Genomic DNA, 19,455 nt, shown 5'->3' with positions numbered 1-19,455 from the left:
TTGGTTACCAGCCTTCCAGCACGATCTTGCCTTTGGCCTTGCCACTTTCAAGCACAGCATGGGCAGCTTTCAGATTGCTCGCATTGATCGGTGACAGCACTTCCGTAACCGTCGTTTTGATCTTGCCTTCATCAATCAGCTTCGCAACTTCATTCAGAAGCTTGCCCTGCTCATCCATATCGGCTGTTTCAAAAACCGGGCGTGTGAACATCATCTCCCAATGCACCGACACTGATTTGCGTTTCAGCGGTGCCACATCAAATGTATCATAGTCATCAATCAATCCGAACCGCCCCTGCGGAGCTATCAGCGCAACAATATCTTTGAAATGATCAATCGTCTGCGTCGTTGAGAAGACAAAGGCAGGTGCGCCAATCCCCAAAGCCTCGACCTCATTTGCAAGAGGTTTGCTGTGGTCAACAACATAATGCGCGCCGAGCTGCTTAACCCAATCCTGTGTTTCAGGGCGTGATGCCGTCGCAATAACGGTCAGATCCGTCAGCGCACGGAGAAGCTGGATAGCGATAGACCCAACTCCGCCTGCTCCGCCGACAATGAGCACTGCATTGGCAGCTCCCGGCACGGGTTTTCGAACGTCGAGCCTGTCGAAAAGCATTTCCCACGCAGTAATTGATGTCAACGGCAGGCCCGCTGCCTGACTGTTCGACAACGCCTTCGGAGGGGTTCCGACAATGCGCTCATCAACCAGATTAAATTCGCTGTTCGCACCCTGACGGATAAAGGAACCGGCATACCAGACCTTATCGCCAATCTTGAAATTCTGAACCGCTTCCCCGGTGTCAACAACAGTACCTACAGCGTCCCAACCCAGCACTTTCCACGTACCAGGCTCCGGTGAAACACCTTTGCGGATTTTGTAATCGACCGGATTAACGGCAATGGCCTCGACCTGCACCAGCAGATCACGGCCTTTCGCAACAGGCTTGTCCAGCTCGACATCTAGCAGCGAATCCGCACGCTCCAGCTTTCCGGCAGTTTGATAGGCAACAGCTTTCATAATCTTCGCTCCATTTGCTATGGATCAAATATTAGACTACTATCGGAAAATGAAAATACGCACAAAAATCGCACATAGTGTCAATTTACGTACCTAGTATACAAAGGTTACTTCAATGACCAAAGCCAAGCATTCCCGCTTTGATTGCAGTCCCGGCTGTGCAGTTGAAGCTGCCATCAGCCTTATCGACGGTAAATGGAAGAGTGTTGTGCTGTTTCATCTTCTGGATGGAACGTTGCGGTTCAATGAACTTAGGCGCCAGATACCGGGCGTTACGCAACGTATGCTGACCAACCAACTGCGAGAGCTGGAAGAAGACGGCCTCATAGAACGCAAAGTCTATGCACAGGTTCCTCCAAAGGTGGAGTATAGCCTGTCTCCGCTTGGCCGCAGTATTGAACCGATCCTGCTCGCACTCAAAGAGTGGGGCGACGCCAATATCGACCGCTTCAGTAAGCCGCGCGCTGCATAAAAAAGAGCGGCTCATGAAAGCCGCTCCTAAAGGTTTGATGTCTTACCGACACTGACCGCCGCCGGTAACACGGTAGCCAGCGCGCTCCGCTTCACACCGGTTCGGGAATGTCTGTGTAGCATTCCCTCTGCGCGCACAAACCGGCATATACTCTCTCGTACAGGCACCAGCGCCCGGAGCCGGGCGTCCCGGCCTGTTACCCTGATGCGGTGGGCGACCCGGGCGTTCTCCCCCCCAGCCAGAGCCAGGCCCCGGTCTCGAACTACACTGTCCATTTCCGACAATACGATAGCCGTCGGCACGCGCCTGGCATGCGTTACCAAATGTCTTGCGTGAAGAACCGCGTTCGCCGCAAACCGGCGCGTAAATCATTGGACACACTTGCGGTTGCGATGGCCCCGGTCGCACCGGCGGGCGATAATCCGGGCCGCCTTCCGCGACGCAACCGGCAAGAAACATGGCCCCCGCCAGGACGCTCAATCGGCTGATTCTGTTAAGAAGCATTGCACTCTCCTCTCCTGATAACTGCTTAAATGGCACAGCACCATGAAAGAACAAGGATATATTAGTGGTATATCGCCGTCAGCCCGTGAAAGTCATATCGACAAGTCAAAAACTTCCTTTACTCTGTTTGTAGCTTTCGGGGATCAATGGCGGAAAGGCTGCATGAAGCGTTCGCATCTGATTATGGCAACTGTCGCAATTTTCCAGCTTCTTTGCTGGCCGGGCGCTATCAGATCTGCTTTTGCTGAAAATGGAGGGCAAACCGAAATCTACGGCCCATCCATGCCTCCCAAGAAAGAGGAACCCACAGTCACGCGTATCTGTGAACTGATTGAAGCGAACGCTGAGGATCGCGGCATTCCAAAGGACTTCTTTGCACGGCTGATCTGGAAAGAAAGTCGCTTTGACCATCAGGCTGTCAGCCCGGTTGGCGCACAGGGCATTGCACAGTTCATGCCCTATACAGCCAAAGAGCGCGGCCTTGCCGACCCATTCGACATTGAACAGGCCATTCCCGCATCGGCAGGCTTTCTAAGTGAGCTGAAGGGCGCTTTCGGCAACTGGGGCCTTGCAGCCGCCGCATATAATGCGGGACCGGGCCGCGTTTCCAACTGGATACGCTCCGGTGGCTTTCTACCACTGGAAACTGAAGATTACGTGCTGGATCTAACTGGCGCACCTGCGGATAATTTCGCTGCCGGAAACGAAATTACCAACCGGCCACTGGATGCAAAACTAAGTTTTTCCGAGGCATGTAAGCGCCTGCCGATTATCCGCACTGCAACAATACCGATGTCGCAGATCAAGCCGAAGCCTTGGGGCATTCAGGTCGCTGGCAATTTCCGACGCAGTGTCGCAGCCAATCAGTGGAGCCGGCTGCGTAAACAGTTCCCCTCCGTGCTGGCTGGACACAACCCGGTCATAAGCCGGGTGCGGACTCCAATTGCCCGCCGTGGCATTTACGCAGTACGTATCGGTGCCGACAGTCGCCCCGAAGCGGATAACATTTGTACTAAACTGCGCGCGGCGGGTGGCGCATGCATAGTTTTGCGCAATAAATAAGCATTTTTGTATACTATACCATAGTATGAGGCGATATATTGCCTTAAGCTTATGCTGTTTTGTATAAATCAGCAGTAAGCTGGCAATTTTTTGTAAAAAATAACAACAATACCGTTCCAAATATAACCAATGTCATATTTGGTAAAAAATTTGCTTGCCAAACAACGCATCTTAGATCAGTCTTCGCATGTCCGGGCAATTTGAGTACAACGGAAGACTGGAAGAACGGCGTGCCGGAACCGCTAGAAGTTCCGGGTTGGGGATTAGTCTCCGGCAATGATCGGTTCCTTTCCCAAGTCGATAACTGCCTGCATGACCCTCTGCCGGGTGTGTGGTGCGTTCGGCAGAAGTTGTAATTCCACCGTCTCTAACAAAGCGGTGGCGCCAAGGAAAAGGAACGGATCCCATGGCACAGACCGGACAGGTCAAATTCTTCAACTCCGAAAAAGGTTTCGGATTTATCAAGCCTGATGATGGTGGCGCAGACATTTTCGTACATATTTCTGCTGTACAAGCTTCAGGTCTGGCAGGACTCGCTGATAATCAGAAGGTTTCTTATGAAACTGAACCGGATCGTCGCGGTAAGGGTCCTAAGGCCGTAAACATTTCGGTCACGGACTGACACCGGGATTTTACTGATAAAGAATTTGATCCCCGGCTAACGCCGGGGTTTTTTCGTTTTATGAGCAGCAGTAGCTTGACGAAACGCCCTATCATGCGTGCACACCGCCTGAAACAAGCGCGAAATATTACCGCCATTGCTTTTAATTTACCGGACTATTCCGCTTTCGGTGATGTCCTCACCATTGTTCAGCCTCCATTCATGTCCAAACTATTAACTTGTTATTCATGATTGAAGCAGTGCGCCTGACCGGCCCTGCATATCGAAGAAATTGCAGTTGTGCCTCTGAAGGAGCGGACAATGAACAAACTACTTAAATCAGCTATCCTGGCCGTTGCTTCTATAGCAGCAGTCGCAGCTCCACTCGCATCTGCTTCCGCAGACTCGTGGGGTCGTGGCGGATGGAACCGTGGTGGATGGGATCGCGGTGGCGACTGGAACCGTGGCGGATGGGATCGTCCGTACCACCGTCATCGCGACCGCTCCGGCGACGCTGTTGCTGCGGGCGTTATTGGTCTTGCAGCTGGAGCGCTTATCGGCAGCGCCTTGAGCCAGCCGCAGCCGACCTATGTGCAGCCAGCACCGGTTTACGCACCGCCACCACCACCACCGGCCTATTATCCGGCACCGCCTGCCCGCAGTGTGCAATATCGCGTGGGTTATGAGCCATGGAGCCGTGGCTGGTATCAGTATTGCTCAGACCGTTACCGGTCTTTCAACCCAAGCACCGGAACCTATCGCGGCTATGATGGCCGGGATCACTTCTGTTCAGCAAACTGACCAAGTAACCAGACAAAAAAGCCGCCCAAGAGGGCGGCTTTTTTTCAACTTCAGGCATAGCCTATATTGTTCAGAAATGGATTGTTGCGGCGCTCATCGCCGAAACGTCCTCCCGGACCATGACCGCACAGAAAACCAATATCGTCGCCAAGAGGCAGAAGCTTTTCCTTGATGGAGCGAATAAGTGCCTCATGATCACCGCCCGGCAAATCGGTACGGCCAATTGATCCGTTAAACAAGACATCGCCGACAATCGCAAAATGCGCTTCCGGATTGTAAAAAACGACATGGCCCGGTGCATGGCCCGGACAATGCATAACTTCAAATTCGTGACCGGAAACGGTGACTTTATCACCTTCTTCCAGCCAGCGATCCGGCGTTATGTTCCGCACCCCCTCGCTCAATCCGTATTTCAGTCCGGTTGTCACCAGATTATTGAGGATAAATTCATCATCTTTATGCGGTCCGATAACATCGACACCAAGCTCATCTCTCAGTTCTGACGCCCCGCCTGCATGGTCGATATGTCCGTGCGTAATCCAGATCGCTTCGACTTTAATATTCTGCGATGCAATCGCTTCCTTGATACGCTCGAGGTCACCGCCCGGATCGATCACAACTCCCTTTTTGGTCTCACCATCAAAAAGGATTGTGCAATTCTGCTGAAATGGCGTCACCGGAACGATGATTGCCTGCAACTGTCCCATCAAAAACTCCATTCAGTCAGCATGTTTAGAAATAACCGTCTCTCATGAGATAATGCAGCACATCACGCTTTCAAAGCCTTAAAATAAAACGGGCAGCCCTAAGCTACCCGTTTCCCCTCTCACAGAAAATAAACCGGTTGTTGTCAGCACAACCGAGCTGTTGACTGTTAAGCCTTACTGGCGAGAGAGTTCTTGATCAGACCAACGATTGCTGTGAGAACGAGACCGCCCACACCACCACCTGCTACTTGACCGATCACACCGTTAAGAAGAGAATCCAGTCCGCCACCGGATAGCATCGGCAGAAGCTGGCCGAGAATGACACCACCAATGCCGCCAGCAACTGTATTACCGGCAGTACCGAGGCTCAGGTTTTTGACGGCACCGGCAATATTGCCACCGACCGCACCCGAAACAAGCTGAAGAATGATAGGCAGTAGAGATTCCATAAGCGTCACCCCATCTAAAGTTAAAGCCGGCATAAAATGAGTCCGACTGGAAAAATCTTGGACTGAAACTTGCGAATGTCAAACAATAAGCATCAATATAGAAAAAAAGCGGCCCTAACGGCCGCCTTTTCTGTTTAAAACAATATTACTCCGCGGCGATGCGCTTGGGCTGCACTTCATTACCATAGTCTTGCATAAGCAAGCTTGTAATTTCGCCAGGCGTAAATTTGTATTTGCCAATTTCAGAAACCGGAGTCACTTCAGCGGCCGTTCCACACAGGAAACATTCGCTGAAATCTGCCAATTCTTCAGGCATGATGACACGTTCCACAATTTCCAGCCCACGACGCTTGGCAAGATCAATAATCGTGCGACGTGTAATACCGTCAAGGAAGCAGTCCGGCTTTGGCGTATGCAGCGCACCATCCTTCACGAAAAAGACATTGGCGCCAGTCGCTTCAGCAACCTGCCCGCGCCAATCCAGCATCAGCGCATCCGCATAACCTTTAGCTTCTGCGGCATGCTTGGAAATGGTGCAGATCATATAAAGACCGGCAGCTTTCGAGCGCGATGGCGCCGTGCGCGGGTCCGGGCGGCAATATTCAGCGATATCGAGGCGAATGCCCTTCATCTTTTCTTCCGGCGAGAAATAGCTTGGCCACTGCCAGATCGCGATTGCCAGATGAATGCGATTGTTCTGTGCGGAAACGCCGAGCGACTCCGAGCCGCGCCATGCGATCGGGCGCACGTAAGCATCTTCAAAACCCTGCTTCTTCAACAACTCGCGACAAGCATCGTCAATTTCTTCAACACTGTAAGGAATTTCAAAGCCAAGAATTCGGGCAGATTCATGCAGCCGCTCGGTATGTTCGGTGAGCTTGAAAATTTCGCCGCCATAAGCGCGCTCACCCTCAAAAACCGCACTTGCATAGTGCAGTCCATGGGTCAGCACATGTACCTTCGCATCCTTCCAGGCGACAAATTCGCCGTCCTGCCAGATAAATCCTTCGCGTTGATCGAATGGTATCGCAGCCATTTTAGCTTCCTCAAAGTTGGGCTTGGCTTTTCTGCCCGCCCGTTTGGTCCGATTGGACCTTCCCTAGTCTTTCCTCGCCATTTAAATCGATATAACTGGTGAGATAGACATATTTTTTCTTCAACAACACTGGTATTTCGCCACCAGATAAGCTTGAGGTCAGCGCAAACAATTGTGCTGAAATCAGGTAGATAAAGCATGGTGAACAAAGATATTTCCGGTCATGGCGGAAAATAACACTCGCTATTACGTGTTGCGGTCCTTATGGGACAGCCTGACATAGCAAACCGTGTAATTATCTCTCCTCCAACATGCAGTCGCGCAAACTTTATTCCAAAAAAACCGGTCTGCACTTACCAAAAATTATCTTGGCGATTGAGTTATGTCAACAATGCTGACATATTTATCGCAACAGGATGGAGCCTCAATGTGATTTCGATTAACGACGTGAACTATATCAGCGATCCTCTGACGTGTCGGGAGGCTGACGATCTAAACGTCATTGAACTGCTGTTCTTCTCTTATCGTGATTTCACCGCCGATCCAGACCTGATCCTTGAAAAGATCGGATTTGGCCGAGCCCATCACCGTGTGCTGTATTTTATCAATCGCAAGCCGGGAATGACAGTTGCCGAACTGCTGGAAGTTCTGCGCATTACCAAGCAAAGCCTCTCGCGCGTTCTCAAGCAACTCATCGATACAGGACATGTCGTGCAGACAACCGGTTTGGATGACCGCCGCCATCGCAAACTTTACCCAACGAAATCAGGACGAGAACTGACACTTGCGCTTGCTTTGCCACAGTCGCGCCGCATCGCACGGGCATTGGAAGAATCGGGAACGGCAGAGCGAGAAATTATTGAGCGGTTTCTGTATAATATGGTCAATCCTGAACGCCGCGCCCAGATTGACGATTTTGCAGCTACCGAAACGGCCTGCGAATTGTCCTAAAATGATGCTGCGGAAAAATTGCCTCCGTGGGGAAATCAATTCACTGGACTGATTTCTATTTTCGCTACGATTCGATATCGATATGCATAAGAACAAACAAATAGGGTAAACGAGGTGGATAGAATTATCCACGATACGTTTCCGCCTCAACTTGTTAAAGCTGGGGGCCAACAGATAACAATACCAGGGTCACATAGACGTGCCGTCTTGCAGTAGTTAAGATGCAACAAATGGTAATATGAACAGGATGGGATCAAGCGGCGCCATGACTGTAGATGAAAAGAACCTTTCGGATGACGCACCTCATCTTCTTGTTGTCGATGATGACACCCGAATCCGAAGCCTTCTGTCGCAATATCTGACGACAAGCGGTTTCCGCGTCACGATGGCAGGAAGCGCTGCGGAAGCGCGACGTAAGCTTGAAGGCATAGACTTTGATCTTCTGATCCTCGACGTCATGATGCCGGGAGAAACCGGCGTCTCATTGACCAAATCGCTGCGTGAGCAGAAGAGCGTTCCTATCCTGATGCTGACCGCGCTGTCTGAAACCGATAGCCGTATCGATGGTCTTGCAGCGGGTGCTGACGATTACCTGCCAAAGCCTTTTGATCCACGCGAATTGGTCCTTCGCATCAATAATATTCTTCGTCGCGGATCGGCACCCGCGCAACCAAAGATCGAACAAATCGTTTTTGGCCCATATACCTTCTTCATCCCGCGGCGCGAGTTGAAAAAAGGAAGCGAAACAATCAAGCTCACAGACCGTGAACAGGACATCATGACGATTTTCGCCGAACGGGCTGGTGATACCATTCCGCGCCATGAGTTGACAGGGCAGGATGGCGATGTCGGTGAGCGCACGATTGACGTGCAGATTAACCGTTTGCGTCGTAAAATCGAACAGGATCCGGCCAACCCTGTATGGCTGCAAACCGTTCGTGGCATCGGCTACAAATTGAGCATCGAATAGAGAGCGGAGCGTCGCAAATTTCAGAGCGGGACCGAAAACATAAATTAGCAGAAGCGTCTGGAGTATTCTGAGACGATGACGTCCCTCTGGAAAACCCTATCGCGTTGGTTTGCGCGCCGTATGCCCAAAGGGCTTTATGCACGCTCGCTCATTATCATCATTGCACCGATGGTGTTGCTGCAATCCGTGATTGCCTACGTGTTCATGGAGCGTCATTGGCAGATGGTGACGGAGCGACTCTCAACCGCCGTTGTCCGAGATATTTCCGCAATTATCGACATTCTGGAAACCTATCCGCAGGAACCCGGATATGACAATCTGATCCGTATTTCTCAACAGCGTCTGGGGCTGAATATTTCAATTCTCCCCCCGGACCCGCTGCCACCGCCGGGACCAAAGCCATTCTTCGCCATTCTCGATTACTTCTTGAGTGAAGAGATCACCCGCCAGATCAATCGCCCTTTCTGGGTCGATACGGTGGGTGACTCTGACCTGATTGAAATCCGCATCAAGCTTGATGACAAAGTGCTACGCGTTTTCGCACGCCGCAGTCAGGCCTATGCATCCAACACCGGTATTTTCCTGACCTGGATGATCGGTACAGCGCTGGTGTTGCTGATCATCGCGATTGCCTTCCTGCGCAACCAGATCAAACCGATCCAACAGCTTTCTCAGGCCGCCGAGAGCTTTGGCAAAGGCCGCCCCATGCCGGAAGGCTTCCGTCCGACCGGCGCGGAGGAAGTGCGTCGTGCAGGTATCGCTTTCATTCAGATGCGCTCACGCATTGAACGCCAGATCGAACAGCGCACGGCCATGCTTTCAGGCGTCAGTCACGATCTGCGCACCATCCTGACACGCTTCAAGCTGCAACTGGCGCTCACCGGCAATGCGATAGACACCGAACCGCTTAATCAGGATATTGCCGACATGCAGACCATGCTTGAAGGCTATTTGGCATTTGCACGCGGTGAAGGTGCCGAAGAAGCGGCAACTTATGATATTCGCCTGCTTTGCGACAAGCTTGCCAATGAAGCGCGACTGCGCGAACGCGGATTTCATTATTCGATTGAAGGTGACAGCGAAGTCAATGTGCGCCCCAATGCCTTTTCACGTCTTGTCAGCAATCTTGTCTCGAATGCTTTCCGTCATGCGCAGAATGTCGAACTTGCGGTCACCCATGATGACGGCTGGTTGAAAATTGTCGTGGATGATGATGGTCCGGGCATCCCCGAAGATCGCCGTGAAGATGTGTTCAAACCTTTTGTACGCCTTGATGAAGCCCGCACGCAGGATTCAGGCGGTACAGGTGGCCTTGGCCTCGCCATTGCACGCGACATCGCCAGAAGTCATGGCGGCGATATCGAACTCGAAAATGCACCCAAGGGTGGCCTGAGAGCGATTATCCGGATACCCGCCTAAACCTTGTTTAGAGCTTGTGCCACGACATAACCAAGCGCCGTTGCTGCAAAACATGCAGCCAGCGAGATACCGACATTCAACAAGGCACGTCCGGGCATTCCCGAACGCAACAGATCAACAGTCTGCATACTGAATGAGGAAAAGGTGGTAAAACCACCGCAGACACCAACCAGAAAAGCCACACGCCAGATTTCGGGCAGCTCAAAACGGCTTGATGCAACAGTCAGCGCGCCGAAAAGCGCAATCGCAAACGAGCCGATGATATTGACGACGATGGTGCTCCACGGCAAATCTCGACTGATCGGTGCCAGCCAGAGCGAAAACCAGTAACGCAGGACGCTTCCCAGCGCCCCACCAACAGCGACGAAAATCGTTGCCTGCATCTGTTCCAATCCAGTCTTCTTGAATGCGTTAAAAACCGCATCCTACAAGATCAGAATAATTTGACGCCGTCTTGAACTTTTTTATCGATTGCGGCGAGAACGACATCGCCATTTTCATCAGGAAAGCCGAGTGTGAGCACCTCGGACATAAAAGGTCCTATTTGGCGCGGCGGGAAATTAACCACAGCCATGATCTGTCGACCAACAAGATCCTCCGGCTGATAGTGCTTTGTAATTTGCGCAGACGACTTCTTGGTACCGATTTTGTCGCCAAAATCGATCTTCAGCTTGAAAGCTGGCTTGCGTGCCTCCGGGAATGGCACAGCCTCAACGATGGTTCCGGTGCGGATGTCGACCTTCTCGAAATCAGTCCAGCTTATCGTTTCAGTTTCGCTCATCTCAATCCCCCGAAAGTAAAATCCCGGCGAACCCTGCCGGGACTGAATTTATGCGCGTCCAACCGTTTCGAACAAAACGCTGTCCAAAGATTCGCGCGCGCTCACACCAGACCACACGACAAATTGAAATGCCTGAAAATAGCTTTCACAAGCCTCCAACGCTGCAGAAAGCAATACTTCCACCTGACGGCTCGTCGGCTCTGCGCCGCCCGCAAGCAGCAGCGACTGGCGATACATGATCGCGCCTTCCTGCTGCCAGAGATCAAAATGGCCCATCAGAAGCTTTTCATTGATGAGCGACAGCAACCGCATCACTTCATTGACACGAGGTTCAGCAACCTTGATGTCAAAGGCACAGGCCAGATGCAGCGCTTCAAAGTCCTCCATCCACGAGAACGAGATATGGTAGTCGGTCCAGTTACCCGCTACCGAAATTGCGATTTCGTCGTCGCCAGTCCGCTCGAACGTCCAGTCGTTTGAATTCGCAACATGCTCGATCACATCCACCGGATGTGCTTCGCGTGCAAATTCAAGCTCAAGAAGGCTCATGTCCGTTTCCTGTTCTGCGAAGCGTTCGTCAAAACACTTCCAAATTCCCGGCGCGCAAGTAATTGCTCGCCCGCACCTTTACCCGCACAAGACTAAGTGCAGAAAAAAGGCACGAATTGATCGGTCGAGGAATCGACATGCTTCGACAACATGCAACGCCTCAATGGTACACGCACATACGCAACTGATACTGGAAAGCAGCCTGAAGACGCGAAAAACAAAACTACAGCCCCTCGCCGCTGCCTACATGACCACATTACGAATCATGTAGTGTTTTCAGTCTATTGATGCTGAATCTGAACGCCAGCCCCTTTTCTGAAAAGAGGCATTAAAGCATGTGGAAATATGACGGGAATACGTCGGAACCCTTGCCTTAAGCGACTCTAAGACAAGGGTTTTTGGCACTTAGGGCCTGTTAATAAAAAATTATGAATTATCTTTGGATTTCGATGCCTGAGCAGTGCTTTTCGCGGTTTTTGCAGTCGAATCAACTTCAAACTTAGCAAGACGCGCTTCAAGTGCTTCGATTTTTACAAGCAGGGCGGCATTTTCAGCACGTGCTTTTATGGCCATTTCACGCACCGCTTCAAAGTCTTCGCGCTGCACTACATCAAGCGTGTTGAGCACGCGTTCGCTCTGTGAGCGTAAAGCTGTCTCGACTTCGCGGCGCACGCCTTGCGCAGCACCTGCCGCATCAGTCACAAGCTTGGCGAGTTCATCGAGAACCCGGTTTGATCCGCTGGTCATGGCAATCTTTCCTATCTTCGATACGGTCTTGTTGAAAACCTGATTTTGAAATAGGGCCGTCTCGGTTCTGATGCAAGTGAAGCTGTAGAAACGTGATAGCTTGACCACTCGGATATCGTCGCGCATCTTCCGCCGGAAAATGGAGTTTTATATTATGGAGACTTTGCAGTCTGCCTCTGGCCTCGCCTTTCCGGATATCGATCCGATCATCTTTTCAATCGGTCCGTTTGCCGTGCACTGGTATGGTCTTGGCTATGTCATCGGCATCATGTTTGCGTGGTGGTATGGAAAGAAATTGCTGCGCAATCATCGTCTCTGGGCTGACAACCAGCCCCCGATGCAGCCCGAAGCGCTTGATGACTTTGTCATCTGGGCGGCACTCGGCGTCGTACTTGGCGGGCGTCTGGGTTATGTCCTCTTCTACAACTCCGCCTATTACTTTTCCAATCCGCTGATGATTCCGGCGGTTTGGGATGGCGGCATGTCATTTCACGGCGGCATTATTGGAACGACAATTGCGATGATCTGGTTTGCGCGCTCGCGCGGCTTCAAGGTCTGGAGCATGTTCGATGTGGTTGCGGCAGGCGTACCGGTAGGGTTAGGCGTCGTTCGTGTTGCGAACTTCATCAATGACGAACTCTGGGGCCGCGTCAGCGATGTCGCATGGGCCGTGCGCTTTCCGAATGGCGGCGGCCTACCGCGCCATCCAAGCCAGCTCTACGAAGCATTTCTGGAAGGATTGGTACTGTTCTTCATTCTCTTCCTGCTGGTGTGGTTTGGCAAAAAACTCAAAGCCCCCGGTTTTATCGCTGGCACATTCGTCCTTGGTTATGGTCTCAGCCGTATCATCGTCGAATTCTTCCGTGAACCGGACGCGCAGCTTGGCTATCTTTTCGGCGGCTGGCTGACCATGGGAATGATCCTTTCCCTTCCAATGGTACTCATCGGCCTTTGGGCAATGTGGCGCGCCAACCGGGCAGCAGCAAGCAATGCCTGAGGCAACCCTGAAAGAGCGGCTGAAGCGACTGATCGGCACAACAGGGCCGATCAGCATTGCTGATTACATGGCTGCCTGCCTTGGTGATCGGGAACAGGGTTACTATACGACACGCGAACCTTTCGGGCGCGACGGTGATTTCATCACCGCTCCTGAAGTCAGTCAGATGTTCGGCGAACTCATCGGCATCTGGTGTATCGGCGTTTGGGATGTCCTCGGCCGTCCCGATAACGCTGTGCTCTGCGAAATTGGTCCCGGCCGTGGCACATTGATGAGCGACATGCTGCGCACGATTGCCAAGCTTGCGCCGCAAATGGCCGCTTCACTTCGTGTCGCGATGGTCGAGACCAGCCCGCGCCTTATTGAAAAGCAGAAAGAGAAGCTTTCAGCTTTCGATTATTCTATCGGGTGGTTTGAACGCTTTGCGGATATCCCGGACGGCCCGTTGATCCTCGTTTCCAACGAATTGTTCGACGCAATCCCGATCAGGCAATTTGTGAAAACCGATGGCCGCTTTGTCGAACGTATGGTTGGATTGAATGAACAGGATGAATTCCAGTTTGGAAGCGGCGCAGGCGGCATAGATATAGCCCTGCTGCCCGAAGGCCATCAGGCAGCACCCGACGGCACGATCTTTGAAGCGGCACCTGCCCGCACCGCCCTGATGCAGGAAATTGCGCAGCGCATCGTTGCAACGCGTGGTGCAGCACTTTCCATCGATTATGGTCATCTGCAATCGGGCTTCGGCGACACGCTGCAAGCCATGCTGAAGCATACCTATGATGATGTATTTGCTCATCCCGGTGAAGCTGACCTGACAACCCACGTCGATTTCGAAATGCTGGAGAAAACAGCACGCAGTTGCGGCTGCCAGACCGTAACCATGACGCAAGGCGATTTTCTTTTGGGCCTGGGACTTATCGACCGTGCCGGGCGCCTGGGTGCCGGGCGCGACGAAGCTTTCCAGAATAAAATCCGCGAAGACGTCGAGCGTTTGGCGGCGCCGGACCAGATGGGGACTTTGTTCAAGGTGCTCGCCATAAGCGATCAAAAGACAACCACATTTCCATTCGATACGGCTTAAAAAAAGGAACCGTCAAAAAGCTACAATTGACAAGCCAATCTGCCTCCCCCACCATCCAGCCGTTTTAAAAGAGAAAATCCATGATTGATAAGCCGCAACCGCTTCGCTCCTCCCTGCTGGAAGGCCCTGCCGGATCAAACGGCAAGCGCATTGCGCATGGTTTTTTCACCCGCAAAGGCGGCGTCTCAGATGGCATTTATGCAGGTCTCAACGTCGGCAGCGGCTCAAATGACGTGCCGGAACTGGTGAGCGAGAATCGCCGCCGCGTCGCCGAGACACTTGGTGTCGCACCCGACCGTCTGATGACCGTGCATCAGGTTCATTCGCCAGACGTGGTTTACGTCACAGAGCCATTGAGCACACCACGCCCGAAGGCCGATGCCATGGTGACAAATGTTGCGGGCATTGCGATTGGCGCACTGTCGGCCGATTGCGGCCCGGTGTTGTTTGCTGATCATGAGGCAGGTGTCATCGGTTCAGCCCATGCAGGTTGGCGCGGTGCCTTTACAGGCGTGCTTGAAAATACCATTGAAGCGATGATCGAGCTTGGTGCAAAACGCGAGAATATTATTGCCGTTCTTGGACCGACAATCGGCCCGGATAATTATGAAGTCGGTCCCGAATTCTATTCCGAATTCACTGGCAAAGACCCATCATACGCCAAATATTTTGAGCCTTCTGACAAGGAAGGTCACAAGCTTTTCGATCTATGGACCTTTATCACCGACCGATTGACCAGCGCAGGCGTTAAGGCTGACGCACTGCGTCAGTGCACCTATGCCGATGAAGACCAGTTCTATTCCTATCGGCGCACAACACATCGCAATGAGCCGGATTACGGTCGCCAGATCGCAGCAATCGCCATTATAGAAGATTAAGGAGAACCGCATGGCCCTTCACTTCGAGCCGGAAGAATTCGCAGCACGTCGCGACCGTCTGATCTTGAAGATGGAGGAAGAGAAACTGGATGCCTTGCTGCTTTTTGCGCAGGAAAGCATGTACTGGCTGACCGGCTATGACACGTTTGGCTTTTGCTTTTTCCAGTGTCTCGTCGTCAAAGCTGACGGTTCAACCGTGCTGATGACGCGCTCTGCCGATCTAAGGCAAGCGCGGCATACGTCCAACATCGAGAATATCGTTGTCTGGACTGATCGTGAAAACGCAAATCCGGCAATCGATCTGCGCAACATTCTCACCGAGCTTGATCTGCTCGGCACACGCATCGGTATCGAATACCAAACCCATGGTCTGACCGGTGCCAATGCCCGAAAACTCGATGAACAGTTGCAGAGCTTCGCCAAGCTCTATGATGCATCGGGTATGGTCGACAGTCTGCGCCTTCTCAAAAGCCCCGCTGAAATTGCTTTCACCAAGCGTGCCGCAGAACTCAGCGATGACGCGCTTGATGCTGCTCTGAAACTGGTCAAGGCCGGCGCAAGCGAAGCTGATATTCTCGCGGCCATGATGGCCGCCAATTTTGCAGGCGATGGCGACTATCCGGCCAATGAATATATTATCGGCTCGGGTGCCGATGCTCTCCTCTGCCGTTACAAAGCGGGTCGCCGCACGCTTTCCAAAAACGACCAGCTCACCCTCGAATGGTCGGGGGTTTATCGCCATTATCATGCACCGATGATGCGCACGCTCATCATTGGCAAGCCAAGACCTGAACATCAAAAGCTTTATGACGCCGCACGCGAAGCCCTGGAAGCAGTTGAAGAAGCCATGACACCAGCCTCGACGTTTGGCGATGTATTTGACGCACACTTGCGCACGATGGAGGCGCACGGCCTCACGCGACACAGGCTCAATGCCTGTGGTTATTCTGTGGGAGCACGTTTCTCACCCTCCTGGATGGATCCACAAATGTTCTATTCCGGCAACCCGGAAAGCATCCAGCCGGATATGACACTCTTTGCGCACATGATCATCATGGATTCCGACACGGAAACAGCGATGACACTGGGGCAGACATATCTCACCACGAATGGCGCTGCCGTGCCATTGTCCCGCCATTCTCTTGATATGCCCATCGCTCTCCAGATATAATTGCCAAGTATCGCACAATCGGCGATAAATTCGACTGGCGCAGAAATGGTCTGCACTTTCAGGAGCATGAAGCCGAACATGAACAAGGCACATCTTTCCATGATGCTGTTGCTTGCTGGACTGCTTGCCGCCTGCAACAGCACCGAATCCGCGCTCAATGTGCAGGGAGCAGGTCAGCAACCCGGGCAAACAGCGGCGCCAACTGCCGCCCAGCCTGCGACAAGCCAGCCTGCGACGGCTCAACCTGCGACACCAGCCGCAAGAACAGCATCGCTGAAGCCGGGCAAGCTTTACATTGCTCCCATTATTGGCGCACCTGTCAACGTCGTAACTCCGCTTACCCATCGCCTCAATGACGATGCTCGTGCAAAGGGCGTTGAACTTTCAGGCAACAGTGGCACCGATGCAGCCTATGTCATGAAAGGCTATTTCTCGGTTCTGTCCGAAGACAATCAGACAACCGTCCTTTATGTCTGGGACGTTATGGATGCCAAGGGCAATCGGCTGCATCGCATCCAGGGGCAGGAAAAAGTGCCGGGAGCTGCGGCAGACTCATGGAGCATCGTTCCGCCTTCTGCCATGCAATCGATCGCCGACAAGACCATGCAGGAATATTCGAGCTGGCTTGCGGCAAATCGCGCATGAGAAAGCATTTATGCGGCAAAAGACTGAAATCTTTTGCTGAATCATGGCGCTAGCACTGTGGGAAAGCACTTTGCGAAGGCTTTTTACTGTAATTATGGCCTGACAGCACTTGCAATGACGGTGACTCTTTGCAATAGGCCGCTCATTCGAGAAAACCTTGAAAGCTGCGACACTTGTCACCTTGTGAAAGAGTACGCGGCTTTAAAGTTTTTAAAGAATGATCAAGCGAAATCGAATTTATTTTGGCTTCGCCTGAAATCAGGAATTACGTCCGTTTCACGGACTTTTTGCAACAGAACGTAACTGCTCCGGCTTCAGAGGCAAAAAGAATGAAACTATTCGCAGGCAACTCCAACCGGGTTCTTGCCGAATCCGTGGCTAAACATCTCGACATTCCGCTTGGCAAGGCGACTGTTCGCCGTTTCGCCGATCAGGAAATCTTCGTCGAGATTCAGGAAAACGTGCGCGGCGAAGACGTATTCGTTCTGCAATCGACCTCCTACCCCGCCAACGACAATCTGATGGAACTGCTGATCATGATCGACGCCTTCCGTCGTTCGTCAGCACGCCGCATCACTGCCGTGCTTCCTTATTTCGGCTACGCCCGTCAGGATCGTAAGCCCGGCCCACGCACGCCGATTTCGGCAAAGCTTGTTGCCAACCTCATCACCGAAGCCGGTGCAAACCGCGTTCTGACGCTTGATCTTCATGCTGGTCAGATTCAGGGCTTCTTCGATATTCCAACCGACAACCTCTATGCGGTTCCGGTTATCGCCCGCGATGTGAAGGCCAACTATCCGACCGGCAATTGCATGGTCGTATCACCCGACGTTGGCGGTGTGGTTCGCGCTCGCTCCCTTGCAAAGCGCATCGATGCGCAGCTCGCAATCGTTGACAAGCGTCGTGAACGTCCGGGTGAATCGGAAGTCATGAACGTCATCGGCGATGTCACCGGCAAAGATTGCCTGCTGTTTGACGACATCGTTGATTCCGGCGGCACGCTCTGCAATGCGGCGGAAGCGCTGCTTTCCAAGGGCGCAAACAGCGTCACCGCTTACATCACGCATGGCGTTCTGTCGGGTGGCGCTGTTGCGCGTATCGCTTCCTCGAAGCTGAAAGAACTGGTTATCACCGATTCGATCCAGCCAACGACCGCGATCAACGATGCACCGAATATCCGCGTCCTGTCGATCTCCAGCCTGATTGGTGAAGCGATTGCACGTACTGCGGCCGAAGAGTCGGTTTCAAGCCTGTTCGACTAATCTAATGACGATGCCCAGACATGCCGCAAGCAAGAGCACCAGCGGCATGTTGAGTTTCAAGACGACAAGCAATAATGCCGCCGCGCCTGCAATCAGGACGGCGGCATTGTCTATTGTGCTGACATCTGGCAGCGGCAACGTAAAGGGACCGATCGGCACTTGCCCAACCGTTGCAAACAGGACGTGCAGTGAGAACCAGAGCGCGAGACTGGCAATCACGCCAACCACCGCCGCGGTAATCCCGCCAAGCATGGCGGACAGCCAGCGCAGCTGACGCAGGCGCTCTACAAAAGGTGCTCCCGCCAGTATCCAGAGAAAACACGGCACAAAAGTAAACCAGAGCGCAATCAGCCCGCCCACAAGCCCGCCGACCAGTGGCGGCAGGCCTGACAGATTGGCTGCACCCACAAAGCCAACAAAGACCAACACTAATATCAGCGGCCCCGGTGTGGTTTCTGCCAGTCCCAGCCCAGTGAGCATTTCTCCGGGTTTCATCCAGCCGAAATGTTCGACAGCCTGCTGCGCTGTATAGGACAGCGCCGCATAGGCGCCGCCAAACGTGACAGCTGCCAGCTTTGAAAAGAACGCGGCCTCAGCTGTAAATACATGTTGCCCACCAAAGATCAGATATAGCGCAATGAGTGGAACCAGCCACAGGCCACCCCAGATCAAGGTTTGCAGCGAAAACTCCCGAAATGCATTGGGAGCGGCATGTGTAACGGCAGTTGCCACACCAGGACCTTGCATGCAATGACGCAAACCGCCAGCGATGGCTGCAAGCAGCACCACAATCGGAAACGGCAGCTTCAAAAGCGCAATCGCAACAAAAGCGGCAATCGCAATCAGATAGGAAAAGCCGGAAGCAAGCGTGCGCTTTGCCATCCGGTAAAGCGCTTCAAATACCACAGCCAGCACTGCAGCCTTGAGACCAAACAACAGACCAGCAACAATATCAACATGGCCAAAGGCAACGTAAAGCGCCGACAGAGCCAGCATCACGCTCGCACCGGGCAAAACAAACAAAAGCCCTGCCAGCAAGCCACCGCGCCAGCCTTTGATAGCCCAGCCCGCATAGGTCGCAAGTTGCATGGCTTCCGGCCCTGGCAATAACATGCAGAAATTCAGCGCATGGATCAGCCGCTCCTGATCCATCCAGCGTTTTTCATCAACCAGCACGCGTTGCAACATAGCAATCTGCGCAGCTGGCCCGCCAAACGACAAAAGCCCGACCTTGCCAAAGGTAATAAACAGTTCACGGTAGTCCGGCTGCGGCGCTGTTGTCATTCTTGCTCTCTGTAATGATCCTGCAAGCAGTTGCTGAGGATCATTACAGGTTCATGACACTTTGCAC

Annotated in this window: 23 protein-coding genes; 13 read left to right on the top strand and 10 right to left on the bottom strand. The window is 52.7% G+C overall.

Annotated elements, in window-relative coordinates; genetic code table 11:
- Positions 1-4: 4 nt before the first annotated feature.
- Complete coding sequence (locus tag H5024_RS05290) at positions 5-1,018, bottom strand: zinc-binding alcohol dehydrogenase family protein (RefSeq protein WP_187544351.1); 1,014 nt, start codon at positions 1,016-1,018, stop codon at positions 5-7.
- 115 nt (positions 1,019-1,133) lie between these two features.
- Between H5024_RS05290 and H5024_RS05285 the strand changes: the two genes are divergently transcribed.
- Positions 1,134-1,490 carry a winged helix-turn-helix transcriptional regulator gene (locus H5024_RS05285; protein WP_187544350.1) on the top strand — a complete coding sequence of 119 codons (357 nt, stop codon included), beginning with the start codon at positions 1,134-1,136 and terminating at the stop codon, positions 1,488-1,490.
- Between the two features lie 42 nt (positions 1,491-1,532).
- Here H5024_RS05285 and H5024_RS05280 read toward each other — a convergent pair whose 3' ends face one another.
- Positions 1,533-1,994 (bottom strand): Kazal-type serine protease inhibitor domain-containing protein, encoded by a 462-nt coding sequence (locus H5024_RS05280; protein ID WP_187544349.1) that lies wholly within the window; start codon positions 1,992-1,994, stop codon positions 1,533-1,535.
- A gap of 162 nt (positions 1,995-2,156) precedes the next feature.
- Here H5024_RS05280 and H5024_RS21235 point away from each other — a divergent pair, with 162 nt between their 5' ends.
- The 3 genes from H5024_RS21235 to H5024_RS05265 all read left to right on the top strand — a co-directional run bounded on the left by H5024_RS21235 (position 2,157) and on the right by H5024_RS05265 (position 4,458).
- Complete coding sequence (locus tag H5024_RS21235; protein WP_247875211.1) at positions 2,157-3,056, top strand: transglycosylase SLT domain-containing protein; 900 nt, start codon at positions 2,157-2,159, stop codon at positions 3,054-3,056.
- 406 nt (positions 3,057-3,462) lie between these two features.
- Complete coding sequence (locus H5024_RS05270) at positions 3,463-3,678, top strand: cold-shock protein (RefSeq protein ID WP_024899445.1); 216 nt, start codon at positions 3,463-3,465, stop codon at positions 3,676-3,678.
- A 300-nt stretch (positions 3,679-3,978) separates the two neighbouring features.
- Positions 3,979-4,458 (top strand): BA14K family protein, encoded by a 480-nt coding sequence (locus H5024_RS05265; protein ID WP_187544348.1) that lies wholly within the window; start codon positions 3,979-3,981, stop codon positions 4,456-4,458.
- Positions 4,459-4,508: 50 nt separating this feature from the next.
- Here H5024_RS05265 and H5024_RS05260 read toward each other — a convergent pair whose 3' ends face one another.
- From H5024_RS05260 to H5024_RS05250, 3 genes are all read right to left on the bottom strand, one after another.
- Positions 4,509-5,165, bottom strand: a complete 657-nt coding sequence (locus tag H5024_RS05260; protein WP_187544347.1) for an MBL fold metallo-hydrolase — start codon at positions 5,163-5,165, stop codon at positions 4,509-4,511.
- Positions 5,166-5,332: 167 nt separating this feature from the next.
- Positions 5,333-5,614 carry a hypothetical protein gene (locus H5024_RS05255; RefSeq protein WP_187544346.1) on the bottom strand — a complete coding sequence of 94 codons (282 nt, stop codon included), beginning with the start codon at positions 5,612-5,614 and terminating at the stop codon, positions 5,333-5,335.
- A gap of 145 nt (positions 5,615-5,759) precedes the next feature.
- The gene (locus H5024_RS05250; protein WP_187544345.1) at positions 5,760-6,650 is read right to left on the bottom strand and encodes a branched-chain amino acid aminotransferase; all 891 of its coding nucleotides are present in this window, start codon (positions 6,648-6,650) and stop codon (positions 5,760-5,762) included.
- A 429-nt stretch (positions 6,651-7,079) separates the two neighbouring features.
- On the opposite strand from H5024_RS05250, the gene H5024_RS05245 reads away from it, so the two are divergent.
- From H5024_RS05245 to H5024_RS05235, 3 genes are all read left to right on the top strand, one after another.
- Positions 7,080-7,601: a MarR family transcriptional regulator gene (locus H5024_RS05245; protein WP_187544344.1), complete on the top strand. Its 522-nt coding sequence runs from the start codon at positions 7,080-7,082 to the stop codon at positions 7,599-7,601.
- 247 nt (positions 7,602-7,848) lie between these two features.
- Positions 7,849-8,571 (top strand): response regulator transcription factor, encoded by a 723-nt coding sequence (locus tag H5024_RS05240; protein WP_187544343.1) that lies wholly within the window; start codon positions 7,849-7,851, stop codon positions 8,569-8,571.
- A gap of 75 nt (positions 8,572-8,646) precedes the next feature.
- Entirely contained in the window at positions 8,647-9,990 is a 1,344-nt protein-coding gene (locus H5024_RS05235) for an ATP-binding protein (protein WP_187544342.1), read from the top strand.
- Here the strand turns inward: H5024_RS05235 and crcB are convergent.
- From crcB to H5024_RS05215, 4 genes are all read right to left on the bottom strand, one after another.
- Positions 9,987-10,373, bottom strand: coding sequence for a fluoride efflux transporter CrcB (gene crcB / locus H5024_RS05230; protein ID WP_187544341.1), 387 nt, complete (start codon positions 10,371-10,373; stop codon positions 9,987-9,989). The two genes, H5024_RS05235 and crcB, sit on opposite strands and share 4 nt — an antisense overlap.
- 50 nt (positions 10,374-10,423) lie before the next feature.
- Positions 10,424-10,771, bottom strand: coding sequence for a tRNA-binding protein (locus H5024_RS05225; protein WP_187544340.1), 348 nt, complete (start codon positions 10,769-10,771; stop codon positions 10,424-10,426).
- A 48-nt stretch (positions 10,772-10,819) separates the two neighbouring features.
- On the bottom strand, positions 10,820-11,320 hold the full coding sequence (locus H5024_RS05220) for a YbjN domain-containing protein (RefSeq protein WP_187544339.1): 501 nt from the start codon (positions 11,318-11,320) through the stop codon (positions 10,820-10,822).
- 426 nt (positions 11,321-11,746) lie between these two features.
- On the bottom strand, positions 11,747-12,067 hold the full coding sequence (locus tag H5024_RS05215; protein WP_187544338.1) for an accessory factor UbiK family protein: 321 nt from the start codon (positions 12,065-12,067) through the stop codon (positions 11,747-11,749).
- A gap of 151 nt (positions 12,068-12,218) precedes the next feature.
- Between H5024_RS05215 and lgt the strand changes: the two genes are divergently transcribed.
- The 6 genes from lgt to H5024_RS05185 all read left to right on the top strand — a co-directional run bounded on the left by lgt (position 12,219) and on the right by H5024_RS05185 (position 18,104).
- Positions 12,219-13,064, top strand: a complete 846-nt coding sequence (lgt, locus tag H5024_RS05210; protein WP_187546628.1) for a prolipoprotein diacylglyceryl transferase — start codon at positions 12,219-12,221, stop codon at positions 13,062-13,064.
- Entirely contained in the window at positions 13,057-14,148 is a 1,092-nt protein-coding gene (locus tag H5024_RS05205; RefSeq protein ID WP_187544337.1) for a class I SAM-dependent methyltransferase, read from the top strand. The genes lgt and H5024_RS05205 overlap by 8 nt, the downstream gene beginning before the upstream one ends.
- Positions 14,149-14,228: 80 nt before the next feature.
- On the top strand, positions 14,229-15,026 hold the full coding sequence (gene pgeF / locus H5024_RS05200; RefSeq protein WP_187544336.1) for a peptidoglycan editing factor PgeF: 798 nt from the start codon (positions 14,229-14,231) through the stop codon (positions 15,024-15,026).
- 10 nt (positions 15,027-15,036) lie between these two features.
- Positions 15,037-16,197: a Xaa-Pro peptidase family protein gene (locus tag H5024_RS05195; protein ID WP_187544335.1), complete on the top strand. Its 1,161-nt coding sequence runs from the start codon at positions 15,037-15,039 to the stop codon at positions 16,195-16,197.
- A 66-nt stretch (positions 16,198-16,263) separates the two neighbouring features.
- Positions 16,264-16,842, top strand: a complete 579-nt coding sequence (locus tag H5024_RS05190; RefSeq protein ID WP_187544334.1) for a hypothetical protein — start codon at positions 16,264-16,266, stop codon at positions 16,840-16,842.
- 329 nt (positions 16,843-17,171) lie between these two features.
- Positions 17,172-18,104, top strand: coding sequence for a ribose-phosphate pyrophosphokinase (locus H5024_RS05185; RefSeq protein ID WP_187544333.1), 933 nt, complete (start codon positions 17,172-17,174; stop codon positions 18,102-18,104).
- On the opposite strand, the gene chrA is transcribed toward H5024_RS05185, so the two are convergent.
- The gene (gene chrA, locus H5024_RS05180) at positions 18,087-19,388 is read right to left on the bottom strand and encodes a chromate efflux transporter (RefSeq protein ID WP_187544332.1); all 1,302 of its coding nucleotides are present in this window, start codon (positions 19,386-19,388) and stop codon (positions 18,087-18,089) included. The two genes, H5024_RS05185 and chrA, sit on opposite strands and share 18 nt — an antisense overlap.
- Positions 19,389-19,455 lie beyond the last annotated feature (67 nt).

The organism is Ochrobactrum sp. Marseille-Q0166, from assembly GCF_014397025.1.
GTDB lineage: Bacteria > Pseudomonadota > Alphaproteobacteria > Rhizobiales > Rhizobiaceae > Brucella.
This window is presented reverse-complemented; position numbering and strand designations above follow the sequence as displayed.

What these genes read in the sequence shown, in the direction of transcription:
- H5024_RS05255 (WP_187544346.1), bottom strand. Translation starts at nt 5,614, where the DNA reads ATGGAATCTCTACTGCCTATCATTCTTCAGCTTGTTTCGGGTGCGGTC.
- H5024_RS05290 (WP_187544351.1), bottom strand. Translation starts at nt 1,018, where the DNA reads ATGAAAGCTGTTGCCTATCAAACTGCCGGAAAGCTGGAGCGTGCGGAT.
- H5024_RS21235 (WP_247875211.1), top strand. Translation starts at nt 2,157, where the DNA reads ATGAAGCGTTCGCATCTGATTATGGCAACTGTCGCAATTTTCCAGCTT.
- H5024_RS05265 (WP_187544348.1), top strand. Translation starts at nt 3,979, where the DNA reads ATGAACAAACTACTTAAATCAGCTATCCTGGCCGTTGCTTCTATAGCA.
- H5024_RS05250 (WP_187544345.1), bottom strand. Translation starts at nt 6,650, where the DNA reads ATGGCTGCGATACCATTCGATCAACGCGAAGGATTTATCTGGCAGGAC.
- H5024_RS05240 (WP_187544343.1), top strand. Translation starts at nt 7,849, where the DNA reads ATGGGATCAAGCGGCGCCATGACTGTAGATGAAAAGAACCTTTCGGAT.
- H5024_RS05225 (WP_187544340.1), bottom strand. Translation starts at nt 10,771, where the DNA reads ATGAGCGAAACTGAAACGATAAGCTGGACTGATTTCGAGAAGGTCGAC.
- H5024_RS05185 (WP_187544333.1), top strand. Translation starts at nt 17,172, where the DNA reads ATGAAACTATTCGCAGGCAACTCCAACCGGGTTCTTGCCGAATCCGTG.
- H5024_RS05285 (WP_187544350.1), top strand. Translation starts at nt 1,134, where the DNA reads ATGACCAAAGCCAAGCATTCCCGCTTTGATTGCAGTCCCGGCTGTGCA.
- H5024_RS05195 (WP_187544335.1), top strand. Translation starts at nt 15,037, where the DNA reads ATGGCCCTTCACTTCGAGCCGGAAGAATTCGCAGCACGTCGCGACCGT.
- chrA (WP_187544332.1), bottom strand. Translation starts at nt 19,388, where the DNA reads ATGACAACAGCGCCGCAGCCGGACTACCGTGAACTGTTTATTACCTTT.
- H5024_RS05280 (WP_187544349.1), bottom strand. Translation starts at nt 1,994, where the DNA reads ATGCTTCTTAACAGAATCAGCCGATTGAGCGTCCTGGCGGGGGCCATG.
- H5024_RS05215 (WP_187544338.1), bottom strand. Translation starts at nt 12,067, where the DNA reads ATGACCAGCGGATCAAACCGGGTTCTCGATGAACTCGCCAAGCTTGTG.
- H5024_RS05220 (WP_187544339.1), bottom strand. Translation starts at nt 11,320, where the DNA reads ATGAGCCTTCTTGAGCTTGAATTTGCACGCGAAGCACATCCGGTGGAT.
- H5024_RS05270 (WP_024899445.1), top strand. Translation starts at nt 3,463, where the DNA reads ATGGCACAGACCGGACAGGTCAAATTCTTCAACTCCGAAAAAGGTTTC.
- H5024_RS05235 (WP_187544342.1), top strand. Translation starts at nt 8,647, where the DNA reads ATGACGTCCCTCTGGAAAACCCTATCGCGTTGGTTTGCGCGCCGTATG.
- H5024_RS05190 (WP_187544334.1), top strand. Translation starts at nt 16,264, where the DNA reads ATGAAGCCGAACATGAACAAGGCACATCTTTCCATGATGCTGTTGCTT.
- H5024_RS05260 (WP_187544347.1), bottom strand. Translation starts at nt 5,165, where the DNA reads ATGGGACAGTTGCAGGCAATCATCGTTCCGGTGACGCCATTTCAGCAG.
- pgeF (WP_187544336.1), top strand. Translation starts at nt 14,229, where the DNA reads ATGATTGATAAGCCGCAACCGCTTCGCTCCTCCCTGCTGGAAGGCCCT.
- crcB (WP_187544341.1), bottom strand. Translation starts at nt 10,373, where the DNA reads ATGCAGGCAACGATTTTCGTCGCTGTTGGTGGGGCGCTGGGAAGCGTC.
- H5024_RS05205 (WP_187544337.1), top strand. Translation starts at nt 13,057, where the DNA reads ATGCCTGAGGCAACCCTGAAAGAGCGGCTGAAGCGACTGATCGGCACA.